Genomic DNA, 11,746 nt, shown 5'->3' on the forward strand with positions numbered 1-11,746 from the left:
AAGTCGACGTGGTCGCGGAAGCGGTTGACGGTCTCGTCCTCCCCGTCCGCGCCTTCGCCGCTGCCGTGCAGGCCGAGGTCCTCGAGCCCCAGTGCGCCGTCGAGGAGGTAGGGGGCCACGCCGTACCAGCCGGCGGTCTGCCCCTTCGTGTCCTGCACGGGCAGCTCGAGCGCGTCCAGGCGCTGCTGGATCCTGCCGGTCACCACCTCCAGCAGCCGCTCACGCTCCAGCGGGAGCTGCTCACCGGTCTCCCGGGCGATCGCGAGCGGGTCCCCGAGCTCGGCGAGCGCGACGGAGGGGTGGAGCAGCGCCAGGTGCGGCAGGTTCATCAGCTTCCCGTCGGCGACGGCGAAGCGCAGCAGCGGCGAGGCGCGCGGCCCGTCGTACAGCGCCGGGCCGCCCCTCCCCTGCCCGGGGGCGAAGGCGCTGAGACGTCGGTCCGTCTCGTAGCTGAACAGGGCGGAGATCGCCTTCGGCACCACGCTCCAGGCGGAGAACACCAGGCGTTTGGTGAAGCTGCGCGCGCCCTCGGTCGCGAAGGGGCCGCCCGGGGTGGTGTACGGCAGGGAGGGCGGGAGCCAGGCGAGCTTCCACACGCCGCGCTCCATGGCGGCGTCGATCATGGCGCGGAGCTTGGGGTTGCCGGGGTCGATCTCGCGGAACCGGTGCACGTCGTCCCAGGAGAGCAGGCCGCGTCGGTGTAGGTGCAGCAGCGCCGCGAGGTCCTCGTCGCCCTCGTGGGCGAGGTCGAGGGTGCGGCGCTGGGCCACGTAGGCCGATGGGTCCATGAGGTTCACCGGGAAGGGGCTCGAGCGCCAGAACTCGAACATGTCCATGCCGTGGGCGCGGCGGCCGATCGCGTCGGCCGCGGTCCACACCTCGAGGTCGCCGGGCCGCAGCTCGAGGGAGGGCATCTCCATCTCGCGCAGCATCCCGTCGGCCACCGCGGTGGAGCCGAGCCGTTCGGTGCGGGACATGACTCGCTGGAGCTCGCCCTGTGCCCGGGCCGTCGCCTCCTCGGCGCGGCGCGTGCCCTCGTCGGTGCCCTGGAGCATGCCCTCGCGCACGTAGGCGAGATGCTCCCGCACGCGGTCTGCGCGGTCGGGGCCGGCGAGGAAGGCGATGGTGTCGTGGAAGTCCTGGTGGTGGTCCTCGGCGTCGAGCTCATCGGGCAGGGTGAACATCTTGTACGGGGTGGCGGAGAGCACGAGCGACTTCGCCGAACGATGATCGATGATCTTCTGCGCGAGCTGCTGCGCATCCGAGTAGTGCTCGTCCCCCGTGCTACGGGCGCCGGGGAAGAGATCCTTGAAGCGCTGGAACTCATCGAGGATCACGAGGTCCGGGGCGAGGCGGGTCACGGCGGTCTGGGCCATGACCATGCGCAGCGCGCCGATCATACGGCGGCGCCGCCACCACATCTCGTGCGTCACCTCCTCGCTGCCGAGCCACTGACCGAGCTCGTCGAAGAGGTCGCTGAGCAGGGTGCCGCCGAAGGGGCCGGCATCGGTGCGGAGGGTGTGGGTGAACTCGTCGACGAGGCCGGCATCGAGTGCAGGGCGGCTCCAGCCCCACTCCAGCCTGTCGGCGAACCTCCGAAATCCGACGGCGTCGCGGAAGTAGTCGACGATCCGGGGCTGCGTCAGCCAGAGGCGGTCGATGCTGTGGCTGAGCATCCAGTGCAGCAGCACGCGTTCGCCGACGCGGCCCGTCGCGTCGCCGAGCCGCAGGGAGGTGCCGGGGGTGAAGGCGATGAGGTCGACGCCGCCGGGTGGGGCAGAGCCCATCGTCTGCGGGAGCATCGTGATGCGGTCGGCGTTCCGCTGCGCCTCACCGCCGGTGAGCTCACGCAGGCGGTCCAGGTTCTGGCCGGCGATCTGGCTGTTGGAGCAGATGTACACGATCGTCACCGTGCGATCGGTGGTCTCGCGCAGGTGCGCGATCGCGCGGGCGGCGACGCCCTTGGCGATGAGGGTCTTGCCGAGCCCCACCTCGTCGGCGACGAGGAAGCGGCTGACGGAGTCCTCATCCGTCCAGAGCCGGCGGAACGCGTGCTCGACGGTGGCGCGCTGGAAGGGCTTGAGCCCCGCGAGGAGGGCGTCGGGGTCGAGTCGCGGGGTGGGGGCCGACGGACTCATGGCGTCCTCCTGCTCAGCGAGAACTTGAGCACCGTGTCCCAGAGCTTCAGGAAGTCCGGCGGGATCAGCTCATCGGACTTCGGGAGCTCGAGGACGGCCTCGACCTGCTTCCGCACCGAGAGGATGCGGTCGATGTCGTTGCCCGCCGCGCGCACCAGCGGTTCAAACAGCACGATCGGGGGCGCGGCGTGCGGACGATCCGCCGCGGAGGCGCCGTCGGTCACGGTGGTGAGGGACTCGAGCTGCGCCTCCTGCGCGGGAGCGCTGGCTGGATCATCGAGGCCCAGCAGCAGCGCGAGGTAGCGCAGCACCCGGTCGCGGCTGTTCAGCATCGTGGCGAGCGCCCGCTGCTCGCGGTCGATCACGTCCCCGATGAGCGGGACCTTGAGCAGGCAGCGCCGCGTGGCGCGGGCCGGTCCCTCGCCGTCCACGGACTCCACGGCGAGAAAGGGCGTGATCTCGTCGAGGGAGAGCTCCCAGGTGGTGGACTGCGCGAGCGGACGCCGAAGGCGCGGTGCGGTGAGCGGCCAGATGGTCGTCTCCCCCGGCAGGTGCTCCGGCAGCTCCAGGGTGAGTCTCGCGGTGACGGTGTCCTCGCCGGTGCGGGTGAGGTCCAGGCGGGGCCGCGGGACGGACCGTGCGAGGTCGCGGTGCAGCGTCTCCAGCGCATAGCCGGTGTCCAGCGACGGATCCTCGGTCGCGTCCAGCGCCGGGGAGTAAGGCTCCATCAGCGTGCGCAGTCCGATGCCCGCGCCGGGGCCGTCGAGCACCGCGTCGACGCCGCAGGCACGGGTGGGGCCGGTCAGCACGGCGTCGAACTCGACGTTGCCGCCCCAGGCCTGCGCGGTGAGGTTGGCGCTGCCGGTCACCACCACGGAGCGGCCGTCCTCGCCGTCGGCCACCACCGTCTTGGCGTGCAGCCCCGAGAGGTCCAGCAGCGCCGACGGGGCGGGGACCATATCGTCATCGGACGCGAGGACCGTGCCGTCATCGGCGGAGACCGTGCCGTCGGCGGCGGCGTCCTCGGCCGCGGCGCTCTCCTCCATGGTGCCGTCCACGGCGGGGTCGAGGACGGTGACCTCCCAGCCGCTCAGCGTGCTGCCACCCAGCAGGTCCGCCGCGGGAGCGCGGGTGAGCAGCGTGGCCTCCGGCGCGCCGGTGCGGAGCCTCGCGAGGGTGTGCGCGGAGAGGAACGGGCTGATCGCGAGCACCTTCCGGGCGCGCTCCGGGAACGGCCAGGGCGACGGCTGCTCGCCCAGGCCCAGCGCGAGCAGCCGGCCGCCGGTAAACGGCTCCGGGGCCTCGAGCCGCACGTCCCGGAGCGTGCGGGCGAGGTCGAGGATCTCGTCCTGTCGGGCTCCTGCCAAGGGGTCGAGGACCATGCCCGTCACTGCCTCGACGGCGGTCGCGGCCGGGGTCGCGTCGATCGCGCCGTCGGCGCTCTCGTCGAGCACGAGGGCCGTGTCCCAGGAGCTGTCCAGGGTGAGGTTGCGGCTGCCGACCACGACGCGGTGGAAGAGGGCGCCGTCGTGCGCGCGCCGGTAGCGGATCGCCCAGAGCTTGGGATGGAACAGGGCACCCTCCCGCGGCGCCTCCACCTCGTGCAGGGAACCCTCGAGGAAGGTGTGGATCCGGCTGTGCGAGCGGGGCACGTGGATCCCCGCGGCTTGGCAGAACACGGTGGTGCGGCCCATGAACCGTTGCACCGCGTCGAGCAGCTGCGCCGGGTCGCCGTCGTCGATCCGCGTCGTCTCGTCCATCGAGGCGAGGGCGAAGGTCATCGGGGCGATCAGCATCGCCGTGAGGTTCAGCGAGTAGGTGGTGGTGACGGCGACGTCCACCTCGTGCCCCGGCGGCGGCCTCAGCGCATCGGTGAGCAGCACGCTCGTATCCGGCTCGAGCATCAGGAGCTCTCCTCCCCGTCGTAGAGGTCCTGGAGCAGCGTGGTGACGTTCGCCCAGCGGAAGTGCAACCGGGCCGCCCCCGAGGCGCCGCTCCAGGCGTTCAGCGCCTTGAGGTTCCCCGGCCGCAGGCGCGCCCGGCCCTTCTTCACGGCGAGCTCGCGCCGCACGACCAGCTCTCGCGCGCTCGCGGAGTCCGCCACCGCATGCGGGGCGCGGGACTCCTCGCACCACTGCTCCAGGAAGCGGCGCGTCCTGTCCGTGAAGGTGCGGCGGCGGGCGGCCATCAGCTGGCCCAGGGCGAGAAGGTCCTCCCGCCCGAACGGTCGGGTCGCCGCCGCCTCCTCCGCCCAGTCCTGCAGGCGGTCGCGGTAGTGCGCCACGCGGTCGTCGCGGAAGCGCGAGGGGTCGGAGGCGGTCGCCTCGGCGAGCATCAGGTTGTAGAGCAGGCCGGCCCCGTGCGCCTGGAGGCTGAAGCGCTCGGCGAGATCGAGCAGGGAGCGAAGAGCCCCGTTGGCCTCCGCGTGGAGCAGGTCCCGCACCTCGGGCGCCCACGGGGACCGTGGCGCGCTCTCGCGATCGATCCAGCCGGCCGGTCGCTCCTGCACCAGCCGGGCCAGGAGCGTGCCGGGGTTGGTGCGGGTGATCGCCTCCTCGAGGTAGGCGACCTCGCCGGGCCGTAGGCGGAAGTCCGCGCTCGTCAGCAGCCGCTCCGGCGGGGCCGGGAGCGCCGGGTCGAGGCCGTCCGGGATGCGCTCGGTGCCCAGGCCGCCGTCCTCGGCCCGAGGCGCCTCGGCATCCAGGCGGCGGCCCGCCTCGATGCGGGTGAAGAACTCGCGGGAGGTGAGCCCGCGCTCGAGGATCCCCCACTGCGCGAGCATGCCGCTGTAGAGCACCGACGGCACGCGCTGGAGGGTCCTGCCCGCCCGACGGCCGATGATGCCGGTCTCGCCCTCCCCGGTGCCGCGTTCGAGGGCGCCGATGAAGTCGCGCTCGAGGTCGTGGTACCTGGTGGCCATCTCGGAGACCGTCGAGCGTCTCGCGGCCTCCTGCATCAGCCACGGGATGAACAGGACGTAGCGCAGCCGCGTATGGAGGGTGGAGGTGCCGGGGAACAGGGAGTCCGAGAACGCATCCCGGATTCCGCCCACGCCCAGGTCGTCAACCGTGGTCTCGTCACGGAACTGCTCGACCGCCTCCATCATCCGGCGCCGCTGCTCGGCATCGACGGCGAGCCAGGCGAAGGTGGAGGGCATGGTGTCCATGGTACAATGGCGCAGCGGTGCTGAGAGCGGAAACGGCCTCTCGGTGGCTGGCGAAGGCGGTGGATTGTCGGCCGAACTCGCTAGATTCACTCCAACTCGATAGCCGGTCGAGGAATGGATATGAACAGGAGCCGAGGGTGTCATCGCTGCGCCAAGGTATAGCTTCCGCTGTGGATGCCGACGTCAGGACGGCCTGGGCCGATTGACCCCCATCGAGTACGAGACCATCATGAACCCGACCGTGAGCCTCGCGGCCTGATACCCCGACTGTCACCTGATCGTGCACCAGTCCCTACCTCTCTCGATACCCTGTGGCAGCGCGCCTCGCCGCCCCGATGACGCAGCAGTCTCCCAACTTGAAAGCGCTTGGGTAGCCAACTGCCAAACTCGCTCATCCTCACTCGCTACGAGTCCACACCGAGCTTAAACACGTCCGATAGGGTGCACCCAGATGGACACCAGGAGATGGTCCCTCGGGGTGTGACTTTGTGCGCTAAACGGCGGGGTTCTTCATAGACTCAGTGGCGGGTTAGGTGACTCCGATGACCAGAGTGCTCTGGGCGGCTTCGATGACGTCGTTGGTGATGGTGTCGAGTTCGTTGATCCTGAGTACGCGCTGAATTTGGGGGAAGAGGCGTTCAAGCAGCCGGAAGTTGCCGCGGGTGACACGAGCGATGGCGGCGATGGCTTGGGCATCGGTGAAATCCTCGGGGTCGAGGGACTTGCCGAGGGAGCGCCAATGTCTTTGCAGAACGAACAGCAGCTCGTCCTGGCCCAGGGGACGGTATTGGTGGGCGAAGCCGACCCGGCTGTAGAACTGGGGGTAGTGGCTGAACTGCTTCTCTAGCCCAGGCATGCCGATCAGGATCAGGGCGATGTCGTCGCGATCGTAGCGATCGCGCAGCAGTTCCAGTGCGGCGGGTCGGAGTCGTTCGGCTTCATCGACGATGATCAACTCCACGTAGTTCTTGCCGTGCCGCCAGCCCCGCGTGTGCGCGTCGTGACCGGGTGGCTCGAGGTGCTGCTCGATGCAGATGTTTGTGCGAGTGATGGCCTGGTTGAGCTCGTCCTTCAGGTTCCGCGGAGTAGTCAGCACGCTGGGGGTATAGAACACGGTGCGGCTCCTGGCCAGGGCAGCGTAGATCTTGGCGTCGTTGTCGGAGCGCGGCCCCCAGTAAGTCAGTAGCTCGTGTGCTTTTTCGTAGTGTGCATAGCGGCGGGCAGAGAGCGTCTTGCCGACCCCTGCCGGTCCAAAACACAGGCCGATAGTCTGCCCGCGGCGCACGGCGTCGGCGAACTCGGTGAAGCGGCGGTGCTCCTTGGTCACGATGAAGCGCTGGCTCACCTGAGGTCCTCCTTGTAGACCTTCAGCGCTGGCTTTGGCGAAGGCTCCCGAGTCGCCGGCAGCTTCTCAGCGGTGTGCGTTGGTACGGTGGCGATGCGTTCATTGATGCTGGCCCGTAGCGCCCGGCGGCGGGCGTTACGCGCAGCTTGGATCTCTTTCAGGCTGACCTTCTCGTCGTGATGCTCCTGGTTGACGGCTTTACAGACGAACTCGTCGTGATCGAAGACGCGGATCTCGGTGATGTCGCGCGGGTCATAGCGGATCACGACCGACCGCCCCACGTAGCCGGCCAGCGTCGGGGAGACGTAGCGCAGGCCCTGGAAGCGGATGCCATCGCGGCGCACGACGCGGGTCTTGGCGACGGTCAACAGCAGTCTGTCGAGGTCTTCCAGGCTCTCGGGCATTCGGGGCAGCCAGCCATCGGCGATCCACGCGCTGCGCGGGGAGGTTCCGAGCTCGCTGTGCGTGCGGTCGTTGTAGGTGGCCACGAACGCCTCCAGGGCGCTATCGAGGGCGGCCAGGGACAGTTTCGGTGTCGGCCAGGGGTGCCCTTCGGTGATGTGTCCGGGCAGGGTGGCGAGTAGCTCGGTGTTGATGGTGCCGAAGAACCGCTCGATCTTGCCCCGTCCCTGGGGTCGGGCGACGGTGGAGTGGATCAGTCGGATGTGGAGGTCGACGGCGGTGTGGGCGAGCTGGTCACTGGTGAAGTCGCTGCCGTGGTCGACGTAGAGCACGTCGGGCAGGCCGCACATCGGCCAGGCCGGGTCGGTCTTGTGCCAGATCGCTTGGCGCAGCGCCAGGGCGGTGTTCATCGCCGACGGTGCGCCCAGGAAGACTGTGTAGCCGCAGACCGCCCGGGAGTAGTCATCGAGGATGGTCGTGAGCCATGGCCGTGCGGGCTTGCCGTCGGTGCCCACCACCAGGATGTCGAGCATGGTGTGATCGGATTGCCACATCGCGTTGGGCAGCTCTGCTTGCCGGCGTAGCACCAGCTCGTGCTTGTCGCGGTAGGACGTCGCACCTTCCAGGGCGAGGGTGACCATGCCGGGATCCAGGGTCCGCACGATGCCCCATACCACCGCGTAGGACGGGACCGGCCATCCCCGGCTCTCGCAGATTGCGGTGACCTTGCGATGGATCGTGGCAATCGTGGGCCGAGGCTTGGTCAGCGCGAGGCCCTCAATTACGCGGATGACCTCGCCGGAGAGGCGATGAGTGCCTGCGTCCGTGCGTGGCTTCCTCTCCAGTCCGGCGTAGCCGTCGGCGCGGTAGCGGGCGTGCCAGCGCTCCAAAGTGCGCAGCCCGACGCTGGTCTCGCGGGCGAGGCGCGCCAGCGGTACGTCGTCCTCGACGTGGAGCCGAAGAATCCGCCACCGCTGCTGAGCGTCCATCACATACCTACTGCACGGCATTCTCGCGGCTGCGCCTGGCGCGTTCGAGCGCGCGGTAGACCGTGGAGCGGCCCACGCTGAACAGCTCGGCTAGCTCGCCGATGGTGTGCTCGTTGGCGGCGTGCAGCTGGACGAGGTGAGCCTCCTGGCGGGGATTGAGCTTTGGAGACTTCCCGCGCAGCCGGCCCTTGCTTCTGGCAACCTTCATGCCCTCCCGAGTTCGGGCGCGGATAAGGTCGGCTTCGAACTCGGCGACCATCGCCAGCACATTGAACAACAGTTTGCCCATCGGGTCGGTCGGATCGTACACCGACCCGGCGATGCTCAGCTTCACTTCCCGTGCCGCGAGGTCATCAGCGATCTGATGGGCATCACGCACAGACCGTGCCAGCCGATCCAGCTTGGTGACCACAAAGGTGTCACCGTCACGACACGCTGCCAGCGCCTGCCGCAACCCGTCCCGGTCGGCATTGCGGCCGGTGAGCCCGTGGTCGACATAGATGCGCTTGGACTCGACACCAAGGGCGGCGAGACCGTCCCGCTGTGCGGTGAGGTCCTGTTCGTCGGTGGAGACACGGGCATAGCCAATGTCAGTTTCAGAAGGCGACTGCACTTCGACACCAGTCGTGGCGCGGGTTGTGCAGCCAGCTTCTGAAATTTGATTGTCAGGAGTCCTCTGCACAACCTGTCATTATGTTCAATAGTCGCCTTCACAAAACATCGGCCAGGCGCATTTATTCTGTGTCAGTTGCCGGTTCCTGTTGTGACACCCCCCGGCAGTGACGGGGCACGCCTCGCACCTGGACCAACTTCAGTCTGGGCGGCGACCGTTTCGGGCATCGCTTGTCGGGTGGGCGCTTCGGTCAGTCCGTAGCGTTGAGAACGGATTGGGAGGTAGCAGTGCGTGAGTGGAATGCGGCGATGGACCACATCGAGGCCAACCTGACCGAGGAGATCTCCGGAGGGGAGCTTGCCCGCATCGCGATGACCTCGGAATATCACTTCCGAAGGATGTTCGCGACTTTGGCTGGGATGCCTCTATCGGAGTACATCCGTAAACGCAGACTGACCGTAGCAGCGGCCGAGATCCTTGCTGGGCGATCGGTGCTTGATGTGGCGATCGCATACGGCTACGGCTCCGACGATGCGTTCACCCGCGCCTTCAAAGCCATGCACGGACTCACGCCGTCGCGGGCACGCTGGCCTGGCACTGTGCTGCACTCCCAATCTCAGCTGAAGTTCCATCTGACGATTGAAGGGAGTACAGACGTGGAATACCGCATCGTAAACAAGGACGCCTTCCGGGTGGTCGGGTTCAGGGCTCGGGTGCCGCTGGTGGCTCTGGGGCGTAACGAGACTATGGAGCGGTTCGAAGAAAGTATCGACCCCGCAGCGTCCGAGAAGCTAGAAGGAATCTCGAATGTCGACCCCGTCGGCATCCTTGGTGTTACTGCCTACCTCGACGAGCAGGGCGAAGACACCGAGGTCGACTACTGGCATGCCGTCGCCACCACAGCCGAAACCCCCGAGGGCTTCGACTCGTTGGAAGTCCCTGCCGGCCAATGGGTTGTCTTCACCGGCGAGGGGGTATTTCCCGAGTCAATGCAGCAGCTCTGGAAGACCGCCGGCACCGAATGGTTCCCGGCGAACCCCTACCGCTGGGCCCCAGGACCCCAGCTGCTGAGCGTCGAAGACACGGACGCCGGTGACGTCGTTCGCGGACAACTGTGGATCCCCATCGAACCAGAGTAGAACCGTCACACCTCGGAAGGTCATGGGAGCGGACTGCGCTCCGCCTGTTTCGGAGTGCAGTCCGCTCCGTCCGATTGAAGAACATGTTGTCGACCGGTCGGACATCGCGACCCCTGCAACAGAAGATCGGTGGGATCATCGAATGATGGAACAGAACGACGATGCGTACCTGGATCAGACGCTCATCGGCGGTCTCGAGCCTGGGCCGATCAGCGTCGTGGACTACGACGAGCGATGGGCACTGCGCTTCCATCACACGGCTGAGCGTGTTCGCCAGGCGCTGGATGGACACGCGCTCGATGTTGAACACATCGGATCGACCTCAGTTCCTGGGCTGGCGGCCAAGCCCATCGTGGACATGCTTGTCACTGTGGACGATGTCACCGACGAGACGGCGTACCTGCCGGCACTGGAGTCGATCGGCTTCGTGCTCCGGGTCCGAGAGCCAGGCCACCGGATGTTGCGGACGCCAGAACAGGACGTCCACCTGCACGTGTACGAACCCACCGACGCTGAGGTGAAGAACCTCCTCGATCTGCGCGACTGGCTTCGTATCGATGAGGGCGACCGTGAACTCTATGCCAAGACGAAGAGGCAGCTTGCCACGCAGCGCTGGAGCGATATGAACCACTACGCGGAGGCTAAGACGGAGGTTGTGCTTGAGATTCTTGACCGGGCCAGAGCGTGGCGCGCCGGTACTTCGTCTTCTGCCCGCTGAGGCTCCGCTGACTCCTGGCGACCGAGGCGCGGGCCGAGCGAGATGACGTCAGGATTCGTGTTTGACTGGAGGCATGGTTGGTCCTGACGTTCTCTCTCGCGACTCTCTGCCCCTGAGCGGTAAAAACGTTCTCGTGACCGGGGTGAGTCGCAGGGCAGGCATCGGTTACGCCATCGCTTGCCGGGCTGCAGCGTACGGGGCGAACGTTTTCTGCCACCACTATGTGCCCCATGATGATGATCAGGAGTGGGGCCGTGACGATCTTGATGCTGTGCTCGCGGGGGTGCGTGAACATGTGATGCCCGGCGCGCAGCTGGCCGACAAGCACGCTGACCTCACGGTCCCGGACGCCGCCGGAGAGCTGGTGGCTGCGGTCATCAGCGAGTTCGGCAGCCTCGATGGCTTGGTCTGCAACCAAGCCCTGACCGGTGCTGACGGCGAGCTGGACGAACTGACAGCAGAAGACCTCGACCGACATTGGGCGGTCGATGCTCGGGCGTCGATCCTGTTGACCCAGGCCTTTGCCCGTCATCATGAACACGGCACAAGGGGTTCGATCGTGTTCTTGAGCTCCGGCCAGGAACTGGGCCCGATGCCGGGTGTGCCCTATGCCGCGGCGAAAGCTGCCATCGCAGGGGCCACACTCACGATCTCGGAGCAACTGGCCGATCGAGGGATCCGTGTCAACGCTGTCAACCCTGGGCCCGTCGACACCGGCTATCTCACTGAGGACATGTGGGAGACGGTCTCACCGATGTTCCCGTTCGGCCGCTACGGTCAGCCCGACGATCCGGCTCGGTTGATCACCTGGCTGCTCACCGAGGAAGCCGAATGGATGACCGGTCAAGTGCTCAACACCGAGGGAGGATTCGGACGCTGGAGACCGCGTGGACCGTAACGCCCTCCGACACGCGGATCCCGACCCGAGGGGATGGTCGATGGCGTCTCCGGAACAGCTCTTTCGACTCCCCCTCGCCTTGTGTCAGTCGAGGAACGTCCACCGGGGGATTCCACAACTGACAGGGATTGTCAGTTTCATAAGTGCTCTGCACGCCAGGACCAAAGGTCTCGGAGAAATCGGTTATTGCAATCTAGTCGTTCAGTACCCGTGTGCACTAAAGCCTTTCTTGCTCAGTAGTCCTGTTCTCAAAGGGGAGGCAGCGGTGGACAACGAGCTAGTGGTCCGTCTCTGATTTAGCTTGCCATTTCGGTGAGTTTCGCTCGTGCTCGGCGGGT

General features: G+C 67.2%; 8 protein-coding genes and 1 pseudogene. 3 read left to right on the forward strand and 6 right to left on the reverse strand.

What is annotated here, in order from left to right; genetic code table 11:
- From GNZ21_RS10900 to GNZ21_RS10925, 6 genes and pseudogenes are all read right to left on the reverse strand, one after another.
- Positions 1-2,138, reverse strand: a pseudogene (locus GNZ21_RS10900) (helicase); the annotation flags it as partial.
- Positions 2,135-4,042, reverse strand: coding sequence for a phospholipase D family protein (locus tag GNZ21_RS10905; RefSeq protein WP_157324242.1), 1,908 nt, complete (start codon positions 4,040-4,042; stop codon positions 2,135-2,137). The gene GNZ21_RS10905 and the pseudogene GNZ21_RS10900, both read right to left, overlap by 4 nt.
- Positions 4,042-5,295 carry a DUF6361 family protein gene (locus GNZ21_RS10910; protein ID WP_157324244.1) on the reverse strand — a complete coding sequence of 418 codons (1,254 nt, stop codon included), beginning with the start codon at positions 5,293-5,295 and terminating at the stop codon, positions 4,042-4,044. The genes GNZ21_RS10905 and GNZ21_RS10910 overlap by 1 nt, the downstream gene beginning before the upstream one ends.
- A 538-nt stretch (positions 5,296-5,833) precedes the next feature.
- The gene (locus GNZ21_RS10915) at positions 5,834-6,649 is read right to left on the reverse strand and encodes an AAA family ATPase (protein WP_188503847.1); all 816 of its coding nucleotides are present in this window, start codon (positions 6,647-6,649) and stop codon (positions 5,834-5,836) included.
- Positions 6,646-8,040, reverse strand: a complete 1,395-nt coding sequence (locus tag GNZ21_RS10920) for a Mu transposase C-terminal domain-containing protein (RefSeq protein WP_157324247.1) — start codon at positions 8,038-8,040, stop codon at positions 6,646-6,648. Before GNZ21_RS10920 ends, GNZ21_RS10915 begins: the two co-directional genes overlap by 4 nt.
- A 7-nt stretch (positions 8,041-8,047) precedes the next feature.
- Positions 8,048-8,653 carry a recombinase family protein gene (locus tag GNZ21_RS10925; RefSeq protein ID WP_188503846.1) on the reverse strand — a complete coding sequence of 202 codons (606 nt, stop codon included), beginning with the start codon at positions 8,651-8,653 and terminating at the stop codon, positions 8,048-8,050.
- A 287-nt stretch (positions 8,654-8,940) separates the two neighbouring features.
- Between GNZ21_RS10925 and GNZ21_RS10930 the strand changes: the two genes are divergently transcribed.
- From GNZ21_RS10930 to GNZ21_RS10940, 3 genes are all read left to right on the forward strand, one after another.
- Positions 8,941-9,792: an AraC family transcriptional regulator gene (locus GNZ21_RS10930; RefSeq protein WP_188503845.1), complete on the forward strand. Its 852-nt coding sequence runs from the start codon at positions 8,941-8,943 to the stop codon at positions 9,790-9,792.
- A 145-nt stretch (positions 9,793-9,937) separates the two neighbouring features.
- Positions 9,938-10,510, forward strand: a complete 573-nt coding sequence (locus tag GNZ21_RS10935) for a GrpB family protein (protein WP_229659621.1) — start codon at positions 9,938-9,940, stop codon at positions 10,508-10,510.
- A gap of 73 nt (positions 10,511-10,583) precedes the next feature.
- Positions 10,584-11,408 (forward strand): SDR family oxidoreductase, encoded by an 825-nt coding sequence (locus GNZ21_RS10940; RefSeq protein ID WP_157324251.1) that lies wholly within the window; start codon positions 10,584-10,586, stop codon positions 11,406-11,408.
- Positions 11,409-11,746 lie beyond the last annotated feature (338 nt).

Origin of the sequence: Nesterenkonia alkaliphila (assembly GCF_009758175.1) — a bacterium.
GTDB lineage: Bacteria > Actinomycetota > Actinomycetes > Actinomycetales > Micrococcaceae > Nesterenkonia > Nesterenkonia alkaliphila.